Raw genomic sequence first — 26,067 nt, forward strand, 5'->3', positions numbered from 1 at the left:
CTATTTATATATTTACTTTAACTTTTGTGTCAAATTCTTTTTCTAGTAATTTTATCTTATCCAAAAATTCATTAGAATTGAAATAGATATTATAATAATAACATCCAATATATTCTTCTGTATCTCCTTCATCAAGCAATCCCATACTTTCAAAAATGATAGATTCTTCTTTCTTGTTTAGCCATCCATCAGGATTACGAATTATTAAAATTTCTTTCTTATCAACATTAAGTGCTTTAATAGCTGCATTAATAATTTCATCATCTGTTAAAATATTTGCACTAAAAAGTTCTCTGCTATCCATCATTTTTCACCGCCTTTAAAATATTTATGATTTTTAAAAACTCAGATTCTCATATTAATTGCGAATATATGTATTATTTTTATTATATAATTTTTTCCATTTACATTCAACGTCTTTTGGTAATTAAAGTTAGAAAGTTTTCTAACTTATATTTTTTAACCAGTTATATTCATCAATACTCTCTTGCTCATTTTTAAATATTTTCATTACTTTACCTAGCTCAATTGCGAATTCTACATAAGCTTTTCCTATTGCTGTAATACAATTTCCATCTTTAACAACATCCTTACTCACAATATTTACTTTATCATAGATATTTTTGTTTGTTTCATCTACCTTAAATCCAGCACTATCACCGTTAGCCTTTTTATTATCGAGTAACCCATAATAAGCCATGAGCTCAGCTCCACCGCAAATACCAGCGATGAGTTTATTTTTTTCATTTAATTTTAAAACAAATTCTTTTAATTCTATTTCTTCATACAGCTTACTTGATTCTCCTCCAGGTATAATAAAAAGATCAATATCTTCTGGATTTATATCCTCTATAACCTTATCAGGCAAAAACTTCTGTTTTTCTTCACTTATATAAATACGATTTTCTAAAGCAGCAGAAAACATTGAATCCCTGAATTCATTTGCTGCAAATACAACTTCAAACTCACAAAACCCTTCATAATACAATAAGCATACATTCATTATAAAAACCTCTTTCAATATTTTATTAAATCTATATTTTTCATATGTCTTTTAAAATTTCATCAATAACATCTCTTTTCATAACAATATTATGACCTGATATACAAGTATCAAAATCCATCTGACTATATCTTAAAAGTGTATTAATATATTTGTCTTTTTCACAATATATACTAGGAATAAGCTCTTCAACTGAATCTCCAAGGTTATCACCTATGTTTATCACTTTATCTAACTCATCCACTACACTTATGGAATCAACTGTATGTCCAGGAGTGTGAATGATTCTTATTTTATCTTCCTCAAAATATAGTTCCTGTTCAAATAATAAATTAGGTAAATACATTTCCTCATTATACTTAATATATTCCTTATGCTTTTTTGACATGTCATCCCAATTATGTTCTATCATTTCTTTACATAATTTATGAGCTACAATAATCCCAGCTTTAAAAAAGCTATTTCCAAAAATATGATCCCAATGGTGATGAGTATTAATAACCATTATATTTTTATTATCATTTTTTATATATTCCATAATTGATTCAAGATGTGAAGAACCAACTCCTGTATCAATTATATAATTGTATTTCTCCCCAATAATAAGATGAACATTTAAATTCCATCCTTCTTCAAAACTCTTAGTAAATAAAATACTTCTATTCTTCACTTTTTCAATTTTCATATTTTTATACTCTCTTTCTCTCAACCAATATTCTTTTACCATTATAAAATACAATGACTGACACCTTTATGTCAGTCATTGTATTTATAATATATATTTTTTATGTATTCTTGCATTTCTTTTCTCAGTCTCTTTGGAGCTAAAACTTCGCAATGTACCCCAAAGCCTAAAACGAATCTTTTTAATCCTTCATCATTAGGAAAAAAGCCTTCTACCATATACTTTTTATTATCTATTTTTTTAATTTTATCTTTTGAAAAATATTCACTTAGTTGTTCTCCAATTTCTTCAGAAAATATGAACTTAACAAGAATGCTGTTATTACTATAACTTTCCTTAAAGATTTTTTCTATTTCAACTTGAGATATATTTTTCTTTACAAAATTCTCACCAAGCTTCATATTTCTTATTCTTACAAACTTAAATCTTCTATAATTTTTTCTTATTCTACAAAAGCCAATAAGATACCACTGTCCATCTGTAAATTCTATTTGTATAGGTTCCACTATTCTTTGAGCGTATTCCATTTTTCTATTTATATATCCAAAAGTCAATAATTTTCCATATTCAATTGCCTGATTTACCAAAAACAAATATTCTCTTAGTTCTTGTTCCATACTAAAGTGAGACATATCTATATTAAGCTTCTCATTTTCATTTTTTTCTCTTTTATATAAGGTTTCAAATTTTAGAACAATATCATTAAACTGCTGATTTTTTCCAAATATATACTTTAAACTTTCGATCATTGATAGCAACGGTTCTATTTCATTTTTATTAAAAAATAGATTATCTATATTATAGTTTTCCATAATATAATAACCTCCACCTTTACCTCCAGTTGCCCCTATAGGAACTCCCGATTCACATATTTTTTCTATATCTCTATAAATGGTTCTCAAGGATACTTCAAAATGTTCAGCTAATTCCTTTGCTGTAACCAATCCTTTTTGTGAAATAATTATTAAGATCGATAAAAATCTCTCCGCTCTCATAATTTAAATACTAATCCGCCTTCCTCTTCTCATTTTTCCAGCCATATAAAAATCTATATATTAAAATAAACATCTACAACAAGCAGATGTTTAAATAAAATAGGATACAATATTCACTAATGTAAAAACATATCCTATTCCTGCAAAAAATCCAGTTATTAATCTTCTTATATTATTTGAATTCTTTATCTTAAGCAACTGCAAAAATCCATCAAAAGCCATTATGAATATTAGCAGCAAACTTATTTTTAAATTAATCTTAATTTTTATAATACTTAAAAATACTCCTAATATATTTCCTAACAAAAGGCCTGTACATCTTGCACATACAGGAAACTGATAACCTCTAAAAGTAAAGCTTCTCTCATAAATTTGATGACAGCTGTATGCTCCAAGTTTCATTAAAAAAATCCACATTTTTGTTTTTTTGTCCATCAAACTACTTAAATCTCGCGCCACAATTTGCACATACTCGATACGTATTTGTTTCAGTCTTGCCTTCTCCCATACCAATTAAGCCGCAAAGTAAACCTATAGGACCAAAACAAATATATCCTAAGCAACCTTTTCCTGCGCCAAACCCTTTTGTTGTTTCTGTAACATCACTTACTACATTAACATTTAAGCTACCGCACCTTGGGCATCCAACATTAACTTTATTCATAAATTTATATCCTCCTTGTACAACTCAGCTTCCATAATTATACTATATAGTATATTATACTACAATACGTAACATATTTTTCTCTGATAAATACTCCTCATCATCTTACATTTAAAAGTTATTATCTATTCCAGTTAACGAAAATCAATTCATAATTTTTCTTATACTAAAAATACATAGTACCAAACCACCTGCTATAGGTAAAAAATATGCAGGAACTGAATTTATAAATCCTCCGGACATAATTAACGCCATTGGAAGTACTATTTTGGCAACACTTATGCCTATACATAATACCCTACCTCTAAATTCTTCTGGAATATCCTTCTGCAATATATAAAATAAAGGGATATCTATAAAAGATATGGCTATTCCAGCTATTATCATAATGAGTATAAAGTATATTAAGTAAAATATTTCATTAAATAATTCATAGTATAATATCACAGAAAAACCAATAGCTACCATACTAAAAGATAGTAAAATACTCGCCCACCTAACAATCTCTGTATATGAATATTTCTTCATAACTCCTTTGATCAAAAAAGCACCTAAAATCATTCCTAACGACCAAGCACCATTTATAACTCCTAGAAAATTCGCATCAAGTCTTAAAATATTATTAATAATATATGGCATTGGGACTTCTATTGATAGGCCAATGCAAAAGTTTAATACAATAAAAATTTTAAACATATTAATAATATTCTTTTCAGTTTTTAGAAAAGTAATTCCTTCAACTATATCAGCAATGAAGCTAATCTCTGCTTTTACCTTATTACTCTCATTGCAATTAAAATTAAAATCTATAAAAAGTTGTAATACTGCAGACAATGCAAAAGATAAGCCATTGATAAAAACAAAAAATTTTATATCTAAAGAAATAAATACTATTCCACCAATTGCTGGCCCAAGTATCGCTGCTGTTGATTCAATAACTTTAATTATAGAATTCATTGAAATCAGTTTTTCGTCTGATACTAAATTTGCTTTTACAGCTTCAATGCTTATTCCATATACAGTAGTAAATACATTTAAGAGAAAGGTACTTACATATATCATCGATAAATTTAAAGTACTCCTACAAGTTACAACATATAAACCTATAAATAAAATGCCATTTAGCATATCAGTAATTATTGCTAAAAGTTTTTTATCTAGTCTATCTGCCAAAACACCTGCAAATGGATTTACAAGTATTGTTGATAAGACGCTCACCGATAATGTTACTGCAAAACTCAATCCTGAACCAGTGATCCTTAATACATATAAGCCTATAGCAAAATTATAAATGGCTGTGCCTAATAAAGATATGCTGCTTGCTACTGAAAATAGCATAATATTTGAAATTTCCTTATTCTTTATAATATTTTTAAATGATAATAATGAATATAACATTTTATTCACGCTCACTTTCTTTAGGGCTAATTTATTCTGTCTATAACTCCCTAAAGTTAGTTTAAATCATTGGCTTGATCCAACATCAAGTTCATTAATTAATAAATTTTATTCTAAAATTAATAAAAGATAGGGTTGACCCTATCTTTGTCCAATAAATATATATGAATATACTTTTTCACCATCTACGAAATAATCTTCATATATGCCACCACTTTCAACATGGCGTGATATGCTTTCATCAATTATATTATATTTAAGCGTTAAAATTTGATCTTTAACATTATCCATCATAAAATTTTTTCGATATTTACTTTCTATTAAACTATTTAAAGCAAATTTTTCAAATAAAATATAAGTTCCTATTATGCTTGCTTCGTCCTTTACATATTTATCAATTAATTTAAGTAGAAACTCTTCATTGTCAAAACTGTAATTACTTGTTCCTGAAATATCTATAAGTACTTCAATAGATTTTTCTTTTATAGGAAGCTTCTGAAAATCAGAACAAATAAACAATATGTTTTTTCTACAATTAGTAGCTGCTAATATGTTCTTTAGAAATTTATGTCTATTTATATCATTGTCTACAGCAATATATATTGAATCATCAGGCAAGCATTCATAAATATTTCTTAAGAAAAATCCAATTCCTGATCCTAACTCTAGAATTACTTTGTTCTTGAGATTCTCAAAATCTACTTTTTTGTTAATCCATTCTATTCCTCTATAAACATTATCCAAGTATTCTGAATCAGTAACTTTTATATAATCATTTATATAATTACTGTCAAAATCACTTGTATGTTTTTCGTTTATACAAGTAATTGTTAAAATACCATCTTCAATTAAGTATTCTTCACCGCAGCAACATTTCAATTTTCCGTTTATAATTTGATTTTTTGAAACCTTTCCTTCAAACAGTTCTAAATCATTTCCACATTTTAAGCATTTTAAAATATCCAAGGCCCTAATATCCACACCAATAACCGATTCATTATTCATTTTCTTTTCTGAAAGTTCTTTTAGTTTGGATTCTAGTCTTTCCTTCATTTCTCCAATTTCAATTAACTGCTGCTCCAATTGATTATGTTTATTTATAAAAAGTTCTTTAAAATATTCATTTTCTTGATATTCAGTAAATTTACCTAATCTCTTAAACATAAATATTGTTTTTATTTCACTTAAGGAAAATCCCATTGCTTTATAGGCTAAAATATTTTCTAAATCCTTTTGACAATTATCATCAAAATCATATTGTCCTCCCTTTTTTTCTGGTATTATTAGGCTCATATCCATATAATGTCTCACTGTATCAATTGTTAAATTATTATGTTCAACAAATCTACCGATTTTCATATTAATGATCTCCCTTATACTTTAAATTATAAATTATATTATAATACAATTCATATAACATCATTATTCTATTTTACCATAAAATACTTTTATGCCCGTACTTGATATAAGTAAAACACTCTACTATTTATAAACTAACTTTTAATCAATTTTATTGACATGCTATTAAAACTAATTTATAATTTATCTAGAAATTTATAGTGCTCGTATGACGAATTTGGGAGAGACTGCAAATAAAGCATTTTAAAGAAAAAATTGCTTTAGGCACATGAAAATAGGCTAGCAAAAAGACTTGTTATTTATTTGATAGTGCCATATAACAGCGCCGAAGGTGAAGCCGCAACAAACTCTCAGGCAAAAGGACCGAATTCTGACGAAACTCTGGAAAGTCTTATGACACCCAAGAAGCAATCTTTTAATTTAGCATTAATTATAATTAATTATTATAAACTTGCTCTTAAATGAGAATCTTTCAGGTACCATAACAGAGGCGAATTGTTTACGCAATTCGTCTCTTTTTTATGTCTACGAAAGTATAGAATTTCAGAAATTTGAGAAACTGATGAAATCAATAGTTATCAAAGATAAATGATAACTAAGGAAAAAATAAACAATTGAGAGAAATGTAGTGCATTTCTTACCAAAACTGTAAACTGTAACTTGAAAGGAGTATTTTTCATGTATGATATTGCCCTATTAGAATATCTAGGAATTTTTGCTTTTGCAGCTTCTGGTGCTTATGTAGCAATAGAAGAAAAATTTGATTTATTTGGTATTTATATTTTAGCTACTGTTACCGCTATGGGAGGTGGAGTTCTTCGTGATATTGTTACAAATGTCGGAATTCCGGCATTCTTTTCTAACTATAAGACTATCCCTTTTATCATCCTTGGGGCAACTATTCCAATTCTTCTTCGAGGGAAATTAAAATATAATACTTTGTTTGTAGTAGTTGATGCAATTGGACTTTCTGCTTTTTTTGTCTCTTCTGGCCTTAAAGCTATAGAAAGTGGATATAATTTAATGTTATTTTTATTTGCTGCTAGTATAACCGGTGTTGGTGGTGGAATGCTTCGTGATATTATTACAAATAGAAAACCAGAAATATTTAAAACAGATATTTATTGTGTTGCAGGTATTGTTGGTTCACTTTTACTTTGGTTTTTGTATCCTATACTAGGTGCACATACAGCTCAACATTTATCATTACTAACAATATTTTCAGTTAGAATGGTCTGCTATATGAAAAAAATTAATCTTCCTGTCATTAATTAAGATGTACAAGTTATTATTTATATAAAAGACTTGTTAACTTTAGGCGATTATAAAATTTACAAAGCACTAGTTAACAAGTTTTAGTTATATAAGTTCTTATTAAGGATATTGCCTCTCACATCAAGAAATCTTGAAGGGAAAAGTGAGAATCTAAAAAAAGATTTATTTCTTGGTTGCAGGAACGTTATTTATTGTGGCATAGCCACTCTTTTTATATAAGTTCCGTATTGTGGCATAGCCACTCTTTTTATATAAGTTCCGTATTGTGGCATAGCCACTCTTTTTATATGTGCGTATTGTGGCAAAGCCACTCTTTTCAGATGTGCATAGCTGCTTTTTTTTAATTGATCTTGGTTGCAGATAAGTTCCGTATTGCAGCATAGCTGCTCTTTTTAGATGTGCATAGCTGCTTTTTTTATTAAATGATCTTGGTTGCAGCATAGCTGCTTTTTTTATCAATGATCTTGGTTGCAGCATAGCTGCTTTTTTTATCAATGATCTTGGTTGCAGCATAGCTGCTTTTTTTATCTGTGTATATTTTTAAGCAAAACATTAATCCAGCTGCAATTAATGACATAAAGAAAGTTAATCCCCATAATGACTTACAGTTATAAATTTGAATATAAGCGCCAGAAAATGAGGTGCTTAGTGCTGAGCCCAAAAACATTCCAAGTGTTGTTATTGCATTTAATCTCGCTCTATAATTACTAGGACTATTATTAGCTACATATACTCCAGAGCTAATCGAACTTAAAATTTCCCCTCCAGTCCATATTATTGTAGATATTATAAAGAAACCAAAACTATCTATATAGCCTATCATTCCAAAACCTACAGCATAAAGTATTCCAGTAAGAGCCATATTTGTTAATTGATGATTTTTTTTAGTTATGTACCCTACAAAAACAGTAAAAACTACAACAGTAACAGCATTTATACTCATAAGATAGCCAAAATATTTAGCCCCTTCATTGTTAAATTCTATATTTAAGGTTAGTGGTAATGCAAATTTATGTTGTGCATAAATAAAATTGTATACTATGTTTAAAATAAAAAACATACTTAGTTGAGGTCTTTTTATAAGCATTTGAACTGTATTTCCTTTTTCTATTTTTTCATCCTTACTTTCAACTTTAGTTTTAGAATTTACGGAATATGTTTCCTTAATATTTTTCCATATTAAAAACACTGCTATAAAAGATGTTATAGCATCTCCTATAAACAACATAGGTAAGAAGTTATTGAATAGAAATCCAGCAATAATAGGTCCTACAGCAACTCCAGCATTTATTGAAAGATATTGAAGTGAAAAACCCGCTTGTCTTTGTTCTCTTGAAAGTATATCAGTAATCATCGAAGTAAATGATGGTCGCAAAAAGCCACTAAAAAAAGTACTTACTAATAAACATATAATTGTAATCACAACATTTTTAGTTAAAGCACAAGGTATTAATGTAGCAGCTGCCATACTTTGAGCAAACATATATATTTTCTTTCGACCAAAAGTATCTGACACTTTTCCTCCAATGATTGATGCCGGCACTCCTATAATTGATGACAACATAACTATAATTCCAGAAGTTGCTGCTGTCATGCCAATTTTTTGTGTAAGATATAAAGCTAGAAATGGTACTACAAAATCCCCCAATCTATTAACAAATTTTGCAAAGCATATTATATACATTTCTTTAGGCAGTCCTTTGTAATTATTAATGAATTCTTTCATTTTCATGCCCCCTTCTCATATTTATTTTACATATAAGTTCCATTTATTTCAAAGCAATCCTATTGAATAATTTCTACTAAAAATGTTACTTTAATGCTATAATTTTAGATATACTTGACAATTATTAGTCAAATAATATATTTTTTATTATATTTAATTGGAGGTATTTTCATGGAATCCACTTTAGTAATATTAGGTAAAGAATTAGAATATGATTTCTTATCCTCTTGGATAAAATATACAAGGATTAAAAATGGATTTAGCCAAGAAGCTTTAGCTCATGGTATATGTTCTGTTAGTCATTTGAGTTATTTTGAAAATGGTAAAAAACATTTAAGAAAAGAGATTATCGAGGCTTTATTAAAAAAACTCCAAATTACTGATTTAGATAAATTCACTGATATAGGAAAAGTAAGGCAAAAGCTCAACACAATGATGAATGATATTGAAAGCTATAACTTTGATGGAGCTAAAAGAATTTATAAGAAACTTTTAAAGATAGAACCAATTATTAACCACTCTCCTTATAGCATAGAATTTAAAATCTATGATCTTATGTATAAAACCTTTGTGGATGGCTTAGATTATAAATATTTAAAAGATGATTTAACTCTATTAGATAAAATATCTAATTCATTGAGTCGTGAACTCAGATACTTATACCTTCTTGTATCTGGTGATATATTATTCAGAAATCATGAAAATGAAAAAAGCATTGAAAGGCAGTTAACTGCGTTAAATATTAAAGATACATCTTGGATAAATTTTTGCTTAGGGAAAGCCTTTTGTTTCAATGATGCTATGGGTAGAGGTGCTTATTATTTAGAAAAAGCTTTAGATAGTTATGAGAGAAGTGGACGATATCTCAATGCAGTATGGTGTCATAATTATATTGGAGTATGTTTTTCTTATCTTAAAATTTACGAAAATGCTGAGAAACATTTTAAAGCAGCTCTTATGTCTGCCAAGCATTTTAATATGGATAAATTATTGTGGCATCTTTATACAAATTTGTCTGACTGCTATTTATCAAAAGGAGACTATGAAGCATGTATTAAATGGAGCCGCCTAGCTATGGAATCAAGTTATAAAAATATATTGTGCGCCTATAATTATATCTCAGCTTGTATAAAATTAAATAGATTAGATGAATGTGACGTTATCTTTGATATATACTTAAGTGAAGAATATAAATCTTCTAAACATTATAATTCTATATATTACCTTTATTTAGTTGTGCATAATTTTCACGAAAAATTCTTTTATGAAGAAGTAAAAAATAAGATTCTACCATATTATGAGTCTATGAGAAAAATTGATATATGTAATGATATTAAATTAAAACTAATTGAATATCTTGAAAGTAAACGAAGATATAAAGAAGCAAATAAACTTTATAAAGAACTTATGACCATATAGAATTGATCTATATGGTCATAAGTAAAACATTAATTGCAAAAGGACAATTCAAAAAATTTTAGGTATCCATTAATAATAATAAGGATAATATGGATATGGTGGCTGAACATAATATGGATAAGGTAATAAAGACAAAGCTGCTAAAGAAGCTAATGGAAACGCTTGACGCCTAAATCGCCTATATCTTCTTCTTGGACGGTGCCCATAACCATAATATTGTCTTTGCTGCTCAGACTGTTGTTCTTGATTTTCCTGTTCCATTACATCTTCTCCAACCAAGACAATAATTCTATCTGGATCTACAGTTTCAATAATTCCATCAAGAGTACTTCCATCTGTCATAGTCATATTGATATGATAATACATGCACTTTCTGCATTTATCTTGTAAATCTTGTAGATCCCTATAAGTTTCTTCTCTTTCTAAATTCATTTATCTAAACATCTCCTTTCGATTTACATCATATTCAATTTCACAGTAAATAGTACCAAATAAATGGAAATTATATTTATAGAAAATATCTTAATACAAAAAACGTGATATAGTAGTTTACTAAACTAATACATCACGTAAATTATTTTACAAACACATAATAATTTTTTAGTTATTATGTTTATGCTCACATTCATCCATTAAATGATAAGGGAACGTAGAAACTATTATATTATCATTTTTCAATAAAGTCTCTCTAATAAAGAAGCTTGTGTGATTATGTAATACTTCACCAAATCTTTCATGTGTAATGAACTGAGGTACAACAACAGTTATCTTTTCATCTTTAGCTGCTGAATTTGCGATTAATTCAATATTTTTCAATAAAGGAGTAACAACAGCTCTAAAAGGAGAATATTTTGAAACCAACAAAATATCTGTATCTAATTCATCCCATCTGGTTTTTAATCTTTCCATTGCAACCTTATCTGTTGAAATATTAAGAGCAATAACATTATCACTTATACTTTGTGCATATTGAAGGGCACCAATAGTTGCCTTGTTTAAACTAGCAATTGGAACTACAACAATATGAGTATATTTTTTTCTTAAATCTACTTTTTTTAAATTTAATTGGCTGATACTTAACCCATTAGCTACTTTATCATAGTGATGTTTAATTTTTAGTTGAACCAATATTATAATTGGAATTAAAATGGCAACTATGAATGCACCTTCTTTAAATTTTTCAACTAAAATTATTATTGTTGTTACTAATGAAACTATTGCACCACATCCATTGATGATAGCGCGTTTTAACCAGCCTTTTTCTTTTTCATTTCTCCAGTGATTTACCATACCAAATTGACCTAAAGTAAAAGATGTAAATACACCAATTGCATATAAAGGTATCAAACTATGAGTATCTGCTTTAAATATGATAACCAAAAAACATGCAATAAAGGATAGTGCTGCTATTCCAAATGAAAAGCTAAGTCTTTTTCCTCTAATAGTAAATTGTCTAGGTGCATAACCATCTTTTCCAACTATGTACATAAGCATTGGAAATCCAGTATATGCTGTATTACATGCCATAAGTAATATTATAGCTGTACTAAATTGTATTATGTAGTACATTATACTATTACCAAAAATTGCAGTAGCTATTTGTGAAATAACTGTTGGTCCATTTTCAATTGGCATAGCTGTATAAAAAATAGCTAATATTGAAGTTCCACCAAATATGAAGAATATTAAGAATGCTAATAAAATCATTACAATTTTAGCATTTTTAGTACTTGGTTCTTTAAAATTTGGAACAGAATTACTTACTGATTCCAATCCTGTTAATGCTGAACATCCTGAAGAAAATGCACGTAATACAAGAAATATTGATAAGCTTTCAGTCGCATGCAAAGGAGCTGAAAATACTGGTTCAGGGTGAATTCCTAACACAAGGTATTTAAATAATCCATAGATAATCATGAAAATCATACTAAAAATAAAAATATATGTAGGTATCGCAAATATTTTAGAAGATTCACTTATACCTCTTAAGTTTAAAATTGTCAAAACTATAATTATTATTAAAACAAAAGGGACCTTATATTGTGCTAGACTGCTAAATGCTGAAATTATTGCATCGGCACCAGCACTGGCACTAACCGCAACAGTAAGCAGATAATCAATTATTAAACCTGCACCTGCAACTAAACCTGCTTTACTACTTATATTTTCACTTGCTACTTTATAAGCTCCTCCACCTTGAGGATACGCTCTAATAATTTGAATATAAGAAATTGTTAATATTATTAACAGACCTATAATCATAAATGAAGTCCATGTTAACCATTGATATGCAGCTGCACCTAACACTATTAGTACAAAAAGAATTTCCTGTGCTGCATAGGCAACTGATGAAACCGCATCACTTGCCATAATTGCAAGTCCAAAAGGTACATTATATTTTTCATGGCTACCTTGCTCATTAGATAACGGTTCTCCTAGCAAAACGTCTAAAAACTTTGTAAGCATTTGTTTTCCCCCTATAATATCATATGAAAATAATTTTATAGTAATTCTGTACTTAAATGCAATATCCTAATTATGATATATTCTTAAGAAAAATGTAGAATTTTCTCAATGAATACGAATACATTTATTATTCTCACACATCCTTGATTATTTATTCTATTTTTCTACAGTTTTATCAATATTTTTTTCAAACAAAAAACTAACCCATTTGTGTCCATTAACAAACAGATTAGTTTTTCATTTATTTATGATTTTTTTAATTTAACTTTTCACTATATTCCTTAATAATACTAATAGATTTTTTAAGTTCTACCATCTCATCATCCGATAAATGATATTCCACTAATTCCTTTACTCCTTGACTATTTAAAACTGCTGGCACTCCAATATATATATTTTCTTCGTCATACTCACCATTAAGCATAGCAGATACGGGTATTACTTTATTTTCATCATTTAATACTGCCTTTATAATTTGGACAGTTGTTGCAGCTATTCCAAAAGTCGTTGCACCTTTAGCATTAACAATTCTGTAAGCTATTTTTTTAATATCCTCTGTAACTGTATTTATGTTAAATCCTTCTAGACGTACTTTATTATCATTAATAATATCAAGAAATTTTTTCCCACCAACTGTAATTTGACTCCAAGGAATAATTTGTGAATCCCCATGCTCACCCATACATAATGCATGCACACTTTGAGGATCTACATTCATAACATCTGCTAAATGATATCTTAAACGTGCAGAATCTAAAGCTGTACCAGTACCAATAACTTTATCCGCAGAAATACCAGAAAGTTTATGAACATAATAAGACATAACATCTACTGGATTTGTTATGACAATGAAAATTCCTCTGAAACCACTTTCCATAACTTTTGGTACAATATTATTCATTATTCCAGCTGCTTTTTCTATCATATCTAATCTCGTCTGTCCTGTAATATAAGGTAGTGCTGCTGCTATTACAACTATATCCGCATCAGAGCATTCATCATATTCCCCATCTTTAATTCTCATCTTACTCCCACTATAACCAAGAGAATGTTGCAAGTCAGTGGCCTCTGCCCATGCTTTTTCTTTATTAATATCAATTAATATCAAATCATCACAAACATGATTTCTTACTATATCAAATGCAACTGCTGCCCCAACAGCTCCTGTTCCAACTACTACCACTTTACTTCTACCAATTGCCATATATCTCATCCTTTACTCATCGACTCTTTTTTTCTTCGGCATTGAAGGGTTAAGGTCCCCATATCTATCTTTATCCAATATTATCAATGCCCGTGATAATTTCTCAACATGTTCTTTTTCGTCTCTAATTATTTCATTAATAATTCTTATTAAATTCTCATCAGTTAAATTGTCTACAAATTCCTGATAAAGTAATGTAGCCTCTAACTCCCCCTTTATCGCTTGTCTAATTACAACAAGAAGATTTATTTCTTTAAGTACTTTGCCTGTCAAATCACTGTATTTACCCTTTTGAGATATTTTCAAATGATCTTTCACTTCTTCAGATAATTCTCTTTCTTCTGAGTCTAAAGATCTTAATAAAGTTAGAAAAATCGAATAGTGCCTCTTTTCTTCTAACATTATATGATGGAATAATTCTTTTATTTGTCTGTTATCTGTTGATTCTATAAAATCACTATAATCATTTATTGCCACCATCTCTGAAATAAGACCTTCTCTTAAAAATCCATCAATATTATTCATAACGCCTTGTGGTTGTCTATTTGTTGTGTAACTCATAATATCACCTAAATTATTTATATATGTTATATTTATTAGTTATATTATGATTTAAGCACACCTTTTTGTTTATAATTTTATTTTCTCAACAAGTTCCTTCATAAAACTATCTTCAAATGGACTTTTAAGGCCAACGTTATTTAACATATTAGGGAAGAAATCTTTTGCTGATTGTTTTGAAAATGCAACATATTTTTCCCAAGCCTTCATATAATCCTCATCCATCAAGCCTTTAAATTGAAGTGCACAAGTTTGAGCAAGAGAGTAATCTATATAATAGAATGGTGAATTATATATATGCCTTTGCATTTGCCAAGTACGCCCGTCACCATAAAACTCATCATTTTTAAATACAAGATGTGGTTTATATTCTTTTTCTAATTGCTTCCAAACTTCTCTTCTTTCTTTAGGGGTAAGTTCTGGTTTTGTATATACTATTTCTTGGAATTCATCAACCATACAGCCATATGGTATGAAGGCTATAGCATCTTCAAGTTGAAGTTTTCTATAATCTTCTGCTCTTTCGCCAAAGAATAATTCCATCCATTTGCCTGTAAAAAATTCCATAGACATAGAGTGAGTTTCTGCTGTTTCCATAGTAATGTTATTATGTTCTGCCACCTCATCATTTCTTGTTAAAAATCCTTGGAAGGCGTGGCCACACTCATGTGTAATAACATCTACATCACCACTAGTACCATTAAAATTAGCAAAGATTATTGGTGCCTTATAAAGCATAAGCATATCCATATAACCTCCAGCTCTTTTATTAGGTCTTCCTAGAACATCGAATAATTCATGATCTAACATAAAATTAAAAAATTCATTTGTTTCTGAAGATAATTCACTGTACATTTTTTTACCTGCCGCAAAAATATCATCAGCAGTTCCAATTGGAATTGGATTTCCCCCTAGAAAATAAACTCCCTCATCAACAAAATCAAGTTCTTCCAAGCCTAGACGTTTTCTTCTATTTTCATGCATTTGTGATGCAAGTGGAACTAAATACTTTTTAACTTGATTTCTAAAATTAGCCACATCTTCTTTAGTATAAGAATTACGTTGCATATTATAATAACCAAGCTCTACAAAATTTTCATATTCCATTGACTTTGCTTGTTTATTACGATTAGCTACAAGTTTATCAAAAATTTCATCTAACTCATCCGCAATTGTAAGTAGTTTTTCACATCTCACTTTTGCTGCTTCTATTCTAGTTGCTCTGTCTTTCGCCTTTAAATATTTTAACATAAGAGATAAATTAAGGGTTTCTCCTCTAAATTCAACTTTAGTTTGAGCTATAAGCTTAGTGTATCTTGATCTAAGAGCATTTTCTTCTTGCTTAAGTGGAATAAGAACATCTGCAAATGACTTCATCTTTATTTCAATATCCTTGAAAGCCACTTTGCCAATTTTATCTTCAAGATATGCTCTATATTTTGAATTAAAAAGAAGCTTTTGATACTTTACCTTAAAGCTTTCAATTTTAGGTGATATTGTATCATAATATTCCTGCTCCCCCTCATAAAATTTATCTGAGACATCACCATGATGTCTCATAGCAGCCAAAACCATAGCTGTACTAACTTTCTCCATTAAAGCGTAATATTTTTTATGAACTAAAAACTGCTCTTCTCCATCTTTAGCTTTATTAAATTGATTAATTATATCTGAAGCTTCCTTTTCAAAAGCTTCAATTGTTATTCTTTCATATGGAAGTTCTGATAATTTAAATTTTTCCTCTGTCATTTTTTTGCCTCCTAAGATGTACATATTAATTATAATTTTTCTTCTATTATATAGCTTTTTTATTAGTATTTACATACGTAATTATAATCTTACAAGTATCAAATTGAAAGTTATGTTATAATTTAACTGATTATGTTTAAGGATGTGGATACTATGGAATTTAAATTAAAGCCTAAGAAAAGGTTCAAATTAAAAAATATAATACTTTCTTTAATTTTTATTTTTGCATATGGAATTTCAATTTTTACGACATTGCAAAAACCTAATTTAAATATTGATAATAAGATTAATGATTTACTTTCTTCTAAAAATGATACTCAAACTTCAAAAACTGATACAGAAAATAGTAAGAACGATGACAAAAAATCTCCAGCTAAAAATGATAGTTCTACTAAATCCTCTCAAAGTTCTTCAAATAATGTTATCGATCCTAAAGACTATAGCAGACTTACCGTTAATGAGTATGTTAGCCTTTGTGTAGATCAAACTTTTGGAAAGAAAAATAATATAGATAAACCATTCTTAAGTTCTATTCGTTTTACAAATAACTGTCAGCTAATTCATATAAACATTGGTTATTATGTAAGCAGTGAACAATTAAAAGCTGCTGCAATAAATGCTAGTGTTGAACTTTATAAGTCATTATACACCCTTTATCCAGAAAAATTTGGACATACTGTATTTGGTATTACTGTTAGTGGTAGAACAATAAATAAGAAAGGAACTGACACTGATATTGAAGAAGCAGCTGTTAGCTGGTATGATGATAAAACTCTTAAGGCCCTAGACATAAATAAACTTACTGTTGATAATTTTAAAAATACTGTATATCGCTTTTATGATTATCAAAACATGGCAGGTATTCAAAGAGATTAATTGTTGAAAGGTAATAAATAATATGAATGAAAATAAAAACACACAAAGAATGACTCACTACTTTATTTATCTATTTATTCTTATAATGTCTATTGACATTGTAACTTATATGTTATTTCCAGTAATAAAAAATAATCTAGCATTTTTATTAATAGGACTTTTTACTATTGCATTGGATGTAATACTACTACTTTTAATAAGGATAGGTATTAATTGGGCTAGATGGACTTTCATTATTTCTCTTATTATGAAATGTGGAATGTTAGTTATTAATACTTTGGATAACTTCTTTATATTTTTTAACTTTAATACAAAATATATAATACTGATTTTATATTTTTTAATTATATGCATTTTAACTTTTTCCAAAGATATCAATAAATTTTTTGAATTGTGTTCACAAGGCCGCTACTATGTAGATCAATGTAATGAATATATTAAAACAAGATATAACAGTTCAATATCTTTAAATCATAAATTTTCTATGAATTCTTTATCCGATAATCGTATTTTAATGGCAGTTAATTCTGCTATAGATAATTGTAATTTTGATATAATCATAGATAATAGTTTAGTATATGATAATTATTTTGAGCGCCACTTTAATGATGAAATTAACGCTAAAATAAAATATAATATAAAAAAATATGCATTAAAATCAAATGAATCTTATACAAACAAATTACTTAATATTAATAATGGTCCAAATTATGATAGATTAGAATTCAATATCGACTCTTCCCTGAACTTATTGGGTGAATATAAAACAAAACTTCCTCCTTATGAAGTATTTTATGAATTGAATTCATCAAAAGGAAACTTTTTTAATTTCATATATTCAATGACTCCAGATTATAATGACCTTGAATTTAATGTTCAATATATTTACTCAATATTAGATCTTTTAAAAAGCTTTAACTATAAATTTGACACTATTAACTTTTATGATAGAAACAAGGATACTTCCAATGATAAAATTCATAATGATTCAAATTATATTATTAGAGAACTAACTTATTCAGAAGCCTGTGATATTCTTGATAATCAAGATTTATCTTTAATAAAAGATAAAATTCACCATTATATTATGAATGCATCAGAAAACCTATAAAGTCTTATTTAGAATCAACAAATTTATACTTAATTAATATGAAAAATAACTAATAAAGAATGCACTAAGAATCATCCTAGTGCATTCTTTATTAGTTATTTTTTAGAGTCCTTGTTCGTAACTTTCAATCATTCTCTTAACCATTTCTCCACCAACACTTCCATTTTGTCTTGAAGAAAGGTTTCCTTTATCAGTATTTTCATAATTGCTTAATCCTATTTCTGAAGCAACCTCAGTTTTCAATCTGTTTAAACCTGCCTTTGCCTCTGGTACTAAAGTTCTATTGCTTCCACTATTACTTGATGCCATAATTACATACCTCCTTAAGTTTAAACTTTACCTAGCAAATTTTTATAAATTTGCTTTGCACTATTATATTAACCACAGCTATCAATAATACTCTATAAAATTATTAACATAAATAGTATTATAGTGATTAACTGCTAAACTTTGAGACAAGTTTAGCAGTTGTTTTTCTTGCTACAAATATTTTTTTAGTTTATTATTAAAATGCACAGTCAAGAAATTAATTAACTATAACAAATTAAGAAATAATATACATAGCTTGACAATATTTGTAAGGAGATCTCAACATGATAAAATTAATTGCATCTGATATGGATGGTACTTTACTAGGAAGTGACCATAAGATATCAAAAGAAAACATAGAAGCTATAAGATTAGCACAAGATAGAGGAATTAAGTTTGCTATTGCTACTGGCAGAGCATATGATGATGTAAAACCTTTTTTAGACGAACATAATTTGAAATGTGAATGTGTAGTACTTAATGGTGGACAATACAGAAATATCGATGGTAAAACTGTCGCTGGCATATATATTGATAAAAATAAAGCTTCTGAAATTTTAAAAGTTATGTCAACTTATCCTTTATCGGTTGAAATATATACTGACAATGGATATTATACAACCAATACAAAAGAAGAAACCTTAGCTGGTATGATAAAAAGAGAAAAAACTTTTCATCCAGAGATTACTGATACAGATGAAATCTATAAATATGCTATCAAAAATCCACATTTTGTTAATATGAATTACATAACTGATATGGAAGTATTTCTAGACAATGATGTAAATATAGGAAAATTTGTTTCATTCTCAGAATCCCTTGAAGAAATAACGAATTTAAAAGAACAATTAAGCAAAATAGATGGTCTAGCCATTTCTTCTAGTTTTATAACAAATATAGAAATTAACCATGCTAATGCAACTAAAGGAAAGCTCCTAGCCCAAGTTGCTGAAAATATTAACATAAAAAAAGACGAGGTTGCTGTCTTAGGAGATAGTTCAAACGATTATTCTATGTTTATGGAATTTCCAAATTCCGTTGCTATGGAAAATGCAATTCCAGAAATAAAAAAAGTTGCAAAATATATAACTTCAAGCAATTTAGAACATGGCGTAGCAAAAGCAATATATAGAATCTTAGATTCTAATAAATAAATTTTCACATAAAAGAACTGTTACAAAAATGGTAACAGTTCTTTTTGCTACTTTGTATTAAATTAGGCCATAGGTTTAGAATTTACAAAAGTTTTTATTATTTCATCTGAATTATCAGCTTGCCCAAAGAAAATAACTGAATAATAAATATTATTTTCTTTCCAAAAATAACATAGACATGGGGCTTGATTCTCTTCTACTTGCAATTCCTTAAATTTAAAAACTTCTGTATTATTAACATTTAACTTACTAACATCAATTTTAACCATTTCATTAGTTTTCCAATTCTTTTCGCTATAGTAACCATTCTTCTTTATATAATCATATTGCTTTGAAGTCTTTCCTTCATTGAAAGTAATTGAACCATCTTTATTTGTATAAAAACTATTAAGTTCATAATCAATCTTATTATTTTCTATGTCTGAATCACTTGAAACACCAACTACTGATTCTTTTATGATTATATCATCATTAATCTTTATTGGTAGCTTTGGAGTAAAACCAAGAAGATTTTCAGCTTTTTTCAAATCCTCATTGTCGTAAATTCCCATAACCCCGGTTTCTGTTGATAATTCATTCTTTATTGTAGAATAGCCATTAAGTTTTATTTGTGATGGAGCTACAAAAGATTTGACTATTTTTTTAATTACATCTTCTGTAAGTATTATATTTTCCTTACCACTCTTACCTTCATTAGTAATTTGTGAAGTATACCTTATGCTATAGTATACACCACCATCTTGCCATATAAAATATTTTTCACTTACAGTAAATTCCTTTGATTCATGACCATCTTTAAATTTTTCTGCTGGAGATGTAATCGAAAGGCTTAGACTTGTACCAGTTATATCATCTATTTTCATAGTTTTTTCTTCTGCTTCAACCTTAGGATTTTTAGTTGTTTTCATTTTATCAACTTCTATTTTCTTTGTAGCTTCTACAGGATCAGTTTCAGATATTTTTAATGAGATATCAGATACTATATGTTTATCATCACCATTATAATATAATTGGATAGCATTATCTTTATCTGACAGTTTGATTAATTGAATAGCGTCTAATTTATCTCCTTCTGGTAGAAAATTTGGCAGCTTAAATTTAAAGTTTGTAACCTTTTCTAGTTTGTATATATCATCATAATCTTTTACAGATGAATCAATAAGGAATTTATATGTTCCATTAACATTTGTTGCACTACTTGAAGTAGCTGCTATCAAATTATTATCAGCTGCCTTAGCCACAGAGCAATTTCCTGCTGTAACAGCTGCAAGCACCATGCAGCTTAGTATTGTTTTTTGAGTTATTCTTAATGAGTTTTTCTTTAATTCTTTCATTCTTTATTCCTCCCTATTATATATAATTATTTAACATACATATTTCTTAAAAATTTATTGTAATTCAAAAAGATATTTATCATCCTTAAGATATGTAACATCAAATTTACTATCATCTTTTTTTTCAACTTTAGATTTACTTACTGTTACTATAAATTTATTATGGTCAGGACTAAAAATAAATTCTCTTGGATCATTACAGCCTTCTTCTTCATTATTCTTAAACAATTTATCGGTTACAACAAATTTATTTCCCTTTAAGCTCCCATACATGGCAACATCTTGCCTTCTATCTTCACCATCCCCAAAATAAGTGTAACAAACAAACTGGTTTTTAAAATCAATCGAGTCAATCGATAAATTCTTTCCTTCATAGTTTTCTACATATCTAGTTACATCTTTTTTATCAAAATCCACTTTATATATCCTTTCCTTATCATAAGTTGTACCATTTTCTTCTATACAATAAACAAGTAATGTCCCATCTTCAAATATATTTTCAATACTCGGCATACTTAAATCCATAGATGCTTTTTCTCCAGTTTCTATATTTAATTTAGTCAATTTTGCAAATTGGCCAATGTAAATATTATTACCTGTTAAATCAAATTTGCAATCAATTCCTGCTGCTGAAAATCGTTCCTCAAGAGTATATTTTTTATTTTCCTTATAATTTAATATTGTATACTCTGCAGTTTCTGCATATTTTTTTCCTTTTTCTCTATTTAATTTACTAACGTATGAAATATAATTGTGTTTAATCAATTGAACATTAAGTACCCTTAAATCCATTTGATCTTTTGACTTTTGACTTCCAGGTACCCCATTGGGGAATTCCTTGTCAACATCTAAAACCAGTTCCAAGTTCTTTTCTTTAGGATCAAAAGTAAATGCTTGTTTTCTATTTCCTAGCAAAATCAATCCATCATGCTGTTTAAATGGAGTATCATATATTCTTGTAATTCTACTATCATTTAATATTTCTGTAATTTCACCACTATCAACATTATAGCTACTCAGAATTACTTTCGAATCATTAAGACAAGACGAATCTCGATTAACCGTTAAAACATTCTCATCATCAATCCAAGATAATACTACTTGATTTTCAAGGCCACTAAGCTTCTTTTTTAATTCAGGTTGATTTCTAATTTTATTATCTTCTGCCTTAGATGTAACTTCTGCTTTAACATTATCTGAAACTTTAATTTCTTTTATCTTCGCGCATCCACTTAATGATGTTATTAAAGCCATTAACAATATAATTATTAATTTAACTAAATGTATCACAACATTAATTCCCCCTAACTCTAATAGCAGCAAACTATTTAGTTAATATTTTTATAATACGGTTTTTCACGTGATTTACCCTATATATATTTTTTATATCTAAAATGTTTCAAAATTTATGAATAATATTACATAGTTGTTAACTTTATCATAATTTTTACAACATCATCCTTAATTTCAATATCTATTTCTCCATTATGTTCTTCCACAATTAACTTACATATGTATAGCCCCAAACCATTACCTTCTAAATTCAAAGCATTTTCACCTCTTATAAATGGTTCAAAAGCTTTCTCTTGAAATTCCGAATCCAAATTATAGCTTTTATTAGAAATTAACAAATTATAATAATTATCTTTTTTCTGTCCAACTATCTCTATTTCTCCATATTCAATTGAATATCTATAAGCATTTTCTAGTAAATTTAACAAAAGACTTTTTATTTCATCGTATATTCCAAGGATGATGCTATTTTCAACATTTAATTTAACTTTTAAGCTATTATTATTTCTTATTTTCATTTCATCTGAAGTATCTTTTATCAGCTTTCCAATATCAAATTCATTTTTCTCTCTATTTAAGATTTGACCTCTTGATACTTCTAATATGCTCGATATCATACTATTTAACTTTGCACTTTCTTTTTCAATTGAATTTATTGCCTGTATTCTAAATTTTTCATTATCATAATTTGTTTGTAATAGTTCTGCATATCCAGCTATTGAAGTCAATGGTGTTTTTAATTCATGGGTGATGTTGCAAAAAAAATCTCTTCTCGATTTTTCTAAATGATGTGTAACTTCTATTTGCTTTTTAATTTTAGTTCTCATTTTATTATATTCATAAGCTAAATCACCAATTTCATCTTTATTATTTAGCTCAACCACTTCATATCCATAATTACCATTAGATACTTCTCTAACGCCCTTTAATAAATTTTCAATAGGGCGCGTTGATTTTCTCAATATAATATAGATTAAAATTAAGATTATAAAAAAGAAAATGCTTTCAACCAAAGTAAATAGTAAATAAATACTTCTATTATTAGAAATTATATCTTTATAATCTCGTATAATTTCAACTATTCCAACAACTTCTCCATTTGAATAAAATGGATATGCAAAATATCCTTTATTCTCATCATTTTCTTTGGCAAAGTATATATATGCTTTATTTTCCTTAGCTTTGTTAATATGTTCATTTATGTTTTTGTTTACTTCCCCCTTTACGCTTTCATATTGAAGTTGTCCATTATCATCATAAATTCCAACTGTAGAATTATTATTTTCTGATAAACTTATTGCTATTTTAGGACTATTGCTTATAAAGGTCTGCTTATCTAAATTTTTACCATTAATCATAAAGTATTCATTAATAAAATCTGTTGCATTATTTTGCTGAATGATCATATCATTTTTAATTGTATTACTACTGCTGTAATCTATTATATTTTTAACAACTATATTTAATGCAATATCACATAAAATTATAAAAATTCCAATCCTCAATGTAATTTTAGTTCTTAGCTTTCTATTTTTCATATAGCTACCTCATCTTATATCCAACACCAAAAACTGTTTCAATATACTTATTTTCATCATCTTCAATCTTAGCTCTTAATCTTCTGACATGTACGTCTACAGTTCTTAATTCTCCATAATAATCATAGCTCCATATTTTATTTAAAAGTTCTTCTCTTGAAAAAACTTTACCTTTATTTGTTGCTAGCAGATATATCAAATCATATTCTTTAGGTCGCAAATTTATTTCTTTACCTTTCTTTACTACTATTCTCCCCTCTTCATCTAAAAAGATATCTTTTCCAATCGTGATTAAAGCTTGTTCTTTTTCTGCTTTCACAGCTTTTTCTATTCTTTGAAGAGATTTATTAACTCTTGCTATTACTTCCTTTATATGAAAAGGCTTTGTAATATAATCATCAGCACCTATTTCCAATCCTAAAACCTTATCCACTATATCATTTTTTGCTGTAACCATAATTATTGGTATATCTCTTTCCTGCTGTATTTTTTTACAAACTTCAAAACCATTTATATCTGGCAACATCAAATCTAAAAGAACTAAATTAGGTTTAAATTCATTATTTTTCATTAAAGCCTCATTTCCATTCTTACTTACATCAACACTAAAGCCTTCTGTTTCAAGAGCAAAGGTTAACATTTCCCTTATACTTTTATCATCTTCCACTACAAGTATTTTACTTGTCTCCATATTTTTCACCTCAAGTTTAGATTATATTACCATTTTACCATTAATTTGTTACATAGATGTTTCCTAACAGAAATTAATAAAAAAAGCTACTGCCCACTAAATGTATTGAGCAACAGCTTTGATTTATATTATTATTATTTATACTTACGAATACCAGTTTTTTATTATTTCAGCACTTTCATCACTTGGATAATATCTTTTATCATCACTGGTTTCTCCAATTGCAAATACTGAAAAACCTAAATTCCAGGATTCATTTCTAAACACATTTTTATAGGCTTCAAAACAATTAGCTTGTTCTTTATTATTCATAATATTTGATATTAATGGATTATGAGGCTCTTCTGATGCTTTATTTGTCTTAGGAAAGCCTAATTCTCCAAAGAAAATTGGTTTATTCCATTTTTCATTAAAATTCTTTATTTCTTGCTTTATATTTTGTTTCCTATTAAATTTTGTAGTATTTTCAAGAGCTTTAGTTAAGTTTTCAACAGTGTTTGTTTCATTTTCTGTCAACTCAAAATAAGCTGCTATTGAAATAAAATCAACTTTTGAAAATACTTGATTGTTTAATTTTGCCTTATATTTTCCCGTGTATTCTGGTGCAAAATCTGCAGCAGTAACCCAAAAATTTGTTCTATATGTCACTAATCCTTTATATCGTTCTCTAACATAATCAATCATATGACACATATTATCTTCATATTGCTCCATATAAACAAAACTAGTTCCAGCATTTAATGCATCTACATGATAAGGTACTGCTACATCCTTAATCAATTTTCCTAAAACATCATTTTCCCAATTATAAAAAAATCTCTCTATATTATCTGGTTTCCACTCAGTTTCCCCTACACTTCCATTTTCTATCCAAGGATAAGGCTCAAGTATAATATTTATTTTTTTAAACCTTAATTTCTTAATTAATTCTATAGCTCTTTTCTCGCTCCAACCTTCTATTGACATATTACTAGATGTTCTAGAGCTAACATTAATAACTATTGGCACATTCAATGTATTTAATTGAAGTTTATCTATGTCTTTAAGAACTTGGTCTATATTATAATCAGTAGATAAATTTCCTGATTTAATCTTTGTTTCAAATTTTGAATTTAAAGTTTTACCTTCTATCTTATTTATAACATCATTTATGTATCCCCTAGAATTTACGTTAAAGTTATAGGCATAAAATAAACCCAAACATAAACATACTAAAATTATTATTATTGTCTTTTTCTTTGTCATATTTACCCCCAA

The 26,067-nt window shown here is 27.9% G+C and carries 26 protein-coding genes and 1 riboswitch; of the genes, 5 read left to right on the forward strand and 21 right to left on the reverse strand.

Annotation, left to right across the window (positions count from 1 at the left end; all coding sequences use genetic code 11):
* Window positions 1–4: 4 nt before the first annotated feature.
* From L3B98_RS22640 to L3B98_RS22675, 8 genes are all read right to left on the reverse strand, one after another.
* A complete protein-coding gene (locus L3B98_RS22640; protein WP_238918335.1) occupies window positions 5–307 on the reverse strand; it encodes a hypothetical protein in 303 nt (100 codons plus the stop codon).
* Between the two features lie 138 nt (window positions 308–445).
* On the reverse strand, window positions 446–1,003 hold the full coding sequence (locus L3B98_RS22645) for a DJ-1/PfpI family protein (RefSeq protein WP_077364039.1): 558 nt from the start codon (window positions 1,001–1,003) through the stop codon (window positions 446–448).
* Window positions 1,004–1,043: 40 nt separating this feature from the next.
* A complete protein-coding gene (locus L3B98_RS22650) occupies window positions 1,044–1,688 on the reverse strand; it encodes an MBL fold metallo-hydrolase (RefSeq protein ID WP_238918336.1) in 645 nt (214 codons plus the stop codon).
* A 71-nt stretch (window positions 1,689–1,759) separates the two neighbouring features.
* Entirely contained in the window at window positions 1,760–2,683 is a 924-nt protein-coding gene (locus L3B98_RS22655; protein WP_238918337.1) for a YafY family protein, read from the reverse strand.
* A 90-nt stretch (window positions 2,684–2,773) separates the two neighbouring features.
* Window positions 2,774–3,085 carry a DUF2085 domain-containing protein gene (locus tag L3B98_RS22660; RefSeq protein ID WP_077364044.1) on the reverse strand — a complete coding sequence of 104 codons (312 nt, stop codon included), beginning with the start codon at window positions 3,083–3,085 and terminating at the stop codon, window positions 2,774–2,776.
* 37 nt (window positions 3,086–3,122) lie between these two features.
* Window positions 3,123–3,347: a hypothetical protein gene (locus L3B98_RS22665; protein WP_015393639.1), complete on the reverse strand. Its 225-nt coding sequence runs from the start codon at window positions 3,345–3,347 to the stop codon at window positions 3,123–3,125.
* A gap of 144 nt (window positions 3,348–3,491) precedes the next feature.
* Window positions 3,492–4,745, reverse strand: a complete 1,254-nt coding sequence (locus L3B98_RS22670; RefSeq protein ID WP_238918338.1) for an MFS transporter — start codon at window positions 4,743–4,745, stop codon at window positions 3,492–3,494.
* Between the two features lie 141 nt (window positions 4,746–4,886).
* Window positions 4,887–6,104 (reverse strand): MerR family transcriptional regulator, encoded by a 1,218-nt coding sequence (locus L3B98_RS22675; protein ID WP_238918339.1) that lies wholly within the window; start codon window positions 6,102–6,104, stop codon window positions 4,887–4,889.
* A gap of 208 nt (window positions 6,105–6,312) precedes the next feature.
* Window positions 6,313–6,480, forward strand: a riboswitch (glycine riboswitch).
* A 302-nt stretch (window positions 6,481–6,782) separates the two neighbouring features.
* Here L3B98_RS22675 and L3B98_RS22680 point away from each other — a divergent pair.
* Window positions 6,783–7,379 (forward strand): trimeric intracellular cation channel family protein, encoded by a 597-nt coding sequence (locus L3B98_RS22680; protein WP_238918340.1) that lies wholly within the window; start codon window positions 6,783–6,785, stop codon window positions 7,377–7,379.
* A gap of 162 nt (window positions 7,380–7,541) precedes the next feature.
* Here the strand turns inward: L3B98_RS22680 and L3B98_RS22685 are convergent, their stop codons facing one another.
* Both L3B98_RS22685 and L3B98_RS22690 read right to left on the reverse strand, forming a co-directional pair.
* A complete protein-coding gene (locus tag L3B98_RS22685; protein ID WP_238918341.1) occupies window positions 7,542–7,838 on the reverse strand; it encodes a hypothetical protein in 297 nt (98 codons plus the stop codon).
* Window positions 7,798–9,105, reverse strand: a complete 1,308-nt coding sequence (locus L3B98_RS22690; RefSeq protein WP_238918342.1) for an MFS transporter — start codon at window positions 9,103–9,105, stop codon at window positions 7,798–7,800. The genes L3B98_RS22685 and L3B98_RS22690 overlap by 41 nt, the downstream gene beginning before the upstream one ends.
* Before the next feature lie 171 nt (window positions 9,106–9,276).
* Here L3B98_RS22690 and L3B98_RS22695 point away from each other — a divergent pair, with 171 nt between their 5' ends.
* Window positions 9,277–10,524: a helix-turn-helix transcriptional regulator gene (locus L3B98_RS22695; protein WP_238918343.1), complete on the forward strand. Its 1,248-nt coding sequence runs from the start codon at window positions 9,277–9,279 to the stop codon at window positions 10,522–10,524.
* 69 nt (window positions 10,525–10,593) lie between these two features.
* Here the strand turns inward: L3B98_RS22695 and L3B98_RS22700 are convergent, their stop codons facing one another.
* From L3B98_RS22700 to L3B98_RS22720, 5 genes are all read right to left on the reverse strand, one after another.
* Window positions 10,594–10,956, reverse strand: coding sequence for a hypothetical protein (locus tag L3B98_RS22700; protein ID WP_015393646.1), 363 nt, complete (start codon window positions 10,954–10,956; stop codon window positions 10,594–10,596).
* Window positions 10,957–11,124: 168 nt separating this feature from the next.
* A complete protein-coding gene (locus tag L3B98_RS22705; RefSeq protein WP_015393647.1) occupies window positions 11,125–12,990 on the reverse strand; it encodes an APC family permease in 1,866 nt (621 codons plus the stop codon).
* A 256-nt stretch (window positions 12,991–13,246) separates the two neighbouring features.
* Window positions 13,247–14,194 carry an L-lactate dehydrogenase gene (locus L3B98_RS22710; RefSeq protein ID WP_238918344.1) on the reverse strand — a complete coding sequence of 316 codons (948 nt, stop codon included), beginning with the start codon at window positions 14,192–14,194 and terminating at the stop codon, window positions 13,247–13,249.
* Between the two features lie 12 nt (window positions 14,195–14,206).
* Window positions 14,207–14,755 (reverse strand): ferritin-like domain-containing protein, encoded by a 549-nt coding sequence (locus tag L3B98_RS22715; RefSeq protein WP_238918345.1) that lies wholly within the window; start codon window positions 14,753–14,755, stop codon window positions 14,207–14,209.
* Window positions 14,756–14,824: 69 nt separating this feature from the next.
* Window positions 14,825–16,504, reverse strand: a complete 1,680-nt coding sequence (locus tag L3B98_RS22720; RefSeq protein ID WP_238918346.1) for a M3 family oligoendopeptidase — start codon at window positions 16,502–16,504, stop codon at window positions 14,825–14,827.
* Between the two features lie 153 nt (window positions 16,505–16,657).
* Between L3B98_RS22720 and L3B98_RS22725 the strand changes: the two genes are divergently transcribed.
* Window positions 16,658–17,380, forward strand: a complete 723-nt coding sequence (locus L3B98_RS22725) for a hypothetical protein (protein ID WP_238918347.1) — start codon at window positions 16,658–16,660, stop codon at window positions 17,378–17,380.
* Window positions 17,381–17,465: 85 nt separating this feature from the next.
* A complete protein-coding gene (locus L3B98_RS22730; protein WP_238918348.1) occupies window positions 17,466–18,491 on the forward strand; it encodes a hypothetical protein in 1,026 nt (341 codons plus the stop codon).
* A 102-nt stretch (window positions 18,492–18,593) separates the two neighbouring features.
* On the opposite strand, the gene L3B98_RS22735 is transcribed toward L3B98_RS22730, so the two are convergent.
* Window positions 18,594–18,800, reverse strand: coding sequence for an alpha/beta-type small acid-soluble spore protein (locus L3B98_RS22735; RefSeq protein WP_015393653.1), 207 nt, complete (start codon window positions 18,798–18,800; stop codon window positions 18,594–18,596).
* A gap of 284 nt (window positions 18,801–19,084) precedes the next feature.
* On the opposite strand from L3B98_RS22735, the gene L3B98_RS22740 reads away from it, so the two are divergent.
* Window positions 19,085–19,954, forward strand: a complete 870-nt coding sequence (locus tag L3B98_RS22740; protein ID WP_238918349.1) for a Cof-type HAD-IIB family hydrolase — start codon at window positions 19,085–19,087, stop codon at window positions 19,952–19,954.
* 62 nt (window positions 19,955–20,016) lie between these two features.
* Here the strand turns inward: L3B98_RS22740 and L3B98_RS22745 are convergent, their stop codons facing one another.
* The 5 genes from L3B98_RS22745 to L3B98_RS22765 form a co-directional block, all read right to left on the reverse strand.
* On the reverse strand, window positions 20,017–21,288 hold the full coding sequence (locus L3B98_RS22745; RefSeq protein ID WP_238918350.1) for a peptidase M56, BlaR1: 1,272 nt from the start codon (window positions 21,286–21,288) through the stop codon (window positions 20,017–20,019).
* Between the two features lie 54 nt (window positions 21,289–21,342).
* Entirely contained in the window at window positions 21,343–22,578 is a 1,236-nt protein-coding gene (locus L3B98_RS22750; protein WP_238918351.1) for a hypothetical protein, read from the reverse strand.
* 128 nt (window positions 22,579–22,706) lie between these two features.
* Window positions 22,707–24,119 (reverse strand): HAMP domain-containing sensor histidine kinase, encoded by a 1,413-nt coding sequence (locus tag L3B98_RS22755; RefSeq protein ID WP_238918352.1) that lies wholly within the window; start codon window positions 24,117–24,119, stop codon window positions 22,707–22,709.
* 4 nt (window positions 24,120–24,123) lie between these two features.
* Window positions 24,124–24,810 (reverse strand): response regulator transcription factor, encoded by a 687-nt coding sequence (locus L3B98_RS22760; protein ID WP_238918353.1) that lies wholly within the window; start codon window positions 24,808–24,810, stop codon window positions 24,124–24,126.
* 144 nt (window positions 24,811–24,954) lie between these two features.
* The gene (locus L3B98_RS22765; RefSeq protein WP_238918354.1) at window positions 24,955–26,055 is read right to left on the reverse strand and encodes a hydrolase; all 1,101 of its coding nucleotides are present in this window, start codon (window positions 26,053–26,055) and stop codon (window positions 24,955–24,957) included.
* Window positions 26,056–26,067 lie beyond the last annotated feature (12 nt).

Origin of the sequence: Clostridium sp. YIM B02555 (genome assembly GCF_022320955.1) — a bacterium.
GTDB lineage: Bacteria > Bacillota > Clostridia > Clostridiales > Clostridiaceae > Clostridium > Clostridium saccharoperbutylacetonicum.

Bases quoted from the DNA above. Each gene is read 5' to 3' on its own strand.
- L3B98_RS22640 (WP_238918335.1), bottom strand. From the start codon at position 307: ATGATGGATAGCAGAGAACTTTTTAGTGCAAATATTTTAACAGATGAT.
- L3B98_RS22645 (WP_077364039.1), bottom strand. From the start codon at position 1,003: ATGAATGTATGCTTATTGTATTATGAAGGGTTTTGTGAGTTTGAAGTT.
- L3B98_RS22650 (WP_238918336.1), bottom strand. From the start codon at position 1,688: ATGAAAATTGAAAAAGTGAAGAATAGAAGTATTTTATTTACTAAGAGT.
- L3B98_RS22655 (WP_238918337.1), bottom strand. From the start codon at position 2,683: ATGAGAGCGGAGAGATTTTTATCGATCTTAATAATTATTTCACAAAAA.
- L3B98_RS22660 (WP_077364044.1), bottom strand. From the start codon at position 3,085: ATGAAACTTGGAGCATACAGCTGTCATCAAATTTATGAGAGAAGCTTT.
- L3B98_RS22665 (WP_015393639.1), bottom strand. From the start codon at position 3,347: ATGAATAAAGTTAATGTTGGATGCCCAAGGTGCGGTAGCTTAAATGTT.
- L3B98_RS22670 (WP_238918338.1), bottom strand. From the start codon at position 4,745: ATGTTATATTCATTATTATCATTTAAAAATATTATAAAGAATAAGGAA.
- L3B98_RS22675 (WP_238918339.1), bottom strand. From the start codon at position 6,104: ATGAAAATCGGTAGATTTGTTGAACATAATAATTTAACAATTGATACA.
- L3B98_RS22680 (WP_238918340.1), top strand. From the start codon at position 6,783: ATGTATGATATTGCCCTATTAGAATATCTAGGAATTTTTGCTTTTGCA.
- L3B98_RS22690 (WP_238918342.1), bottom strand. From the start codon at position 9,105: ATGAAAGAATTCATTAATAATTACAAAGGACTGCCTAAAGAAATGTAT.
- L3B98_RS22695 (WP_238918343.1), top strand. From the start codon at position 9,277: ATGGAATCCACTTTAGTAATATTAGGTAAAGAATTAGAATATGATTTC.
- L3B98_RS22700 (WP_015393646.1), bottom strand. From the start codon at position 10,956: ATGAATTTAGAAAGAGAAGAAACTTATAGGGATCTACAAGATTTACAA.
- L3B98_RS22705 (WP_015393647.1), bottom strand. From the start codon at position 12,990: ATGCTTACAAAGTTTTTAGACGTTTTGCTAGGAGAACCGTTATCTAAT.
- L3B98_RS22710 (WP_238918344.1), bottom strand. From the start codon at position 14,194: ATGGCAATTGGTAGAAGTAAAGTGGTAGTAGTTGGAACAGGAGCTGTT.
- L3B98_RS22715 (WP_238918345.1), bottom strand. From the start codon at position 14,755: ATGAGTTACACAACAAATAGACAACCACAAGGCGTTATGAATAATATT.
- L3B98_RS22720 (WP_238918346.1), bottom strand. From the start codon at position 16,504: ATGACAGAGGAAAAATTTAAATTATCAGAACTTCCATATGAAAGAATA.
- L3B98_RS22725 (WP_238918347.1), top strand. From the start codon at position 16,658: ATGGAATTTAAATTAAAGCCTAAGAAAAGGTTCAAATTAAAAAATATA.
- L3B98_RS22730 (WP_238918348.1), top strand. From the start codon at position 17,466: ATGTCTATTGACATTGTAACTTATATGTTATTTCCAGTAATAAAAAAT.
- L3B98_RS22735 (WP_015393653.1), bottom strand. From the start codon at position 18,800: ATGGCATCAAGTAATAGTGGAAGCAATAGAACTTTAGTACCAGAGGCA.
- L3B98_RS22740 (WP_238918349.1), top strand. From the start codon at position 19,085: ATGATAAAATTAATTGCATCTGATATGGATGGTACTTTACTAGGAAGT.
- L3B98_RS22745 (WP_238918350.1), bottom strand. From the start codon at position 21,288: ATGAAAGAATTAAAGAAAAACTCATTAAGAATAACTCAAAAAACAATA.
- L3B98_RS22755 (WP_238918352.1), bottom strand. From the start codon at position 24,119: ATGAAAAATAGAAAGCTAAGAACTAAAATTACATTGAGGATTGGAATT.
- L3B98_RS22760 (WP_238918353.1), bottom strand. From the start codon at position 24,810: ATGGAGACAAGTAAAATACTTGTAGTGGAAGATGATAAAAGTATAAGG.
- L3B98_RS22765 (WP_238918354.1), bottom strand. From the start codon at position 26,055: ATGACAAAGAAAAAGACAATAATAATAATTTTAGTATGTTTATGTTTG.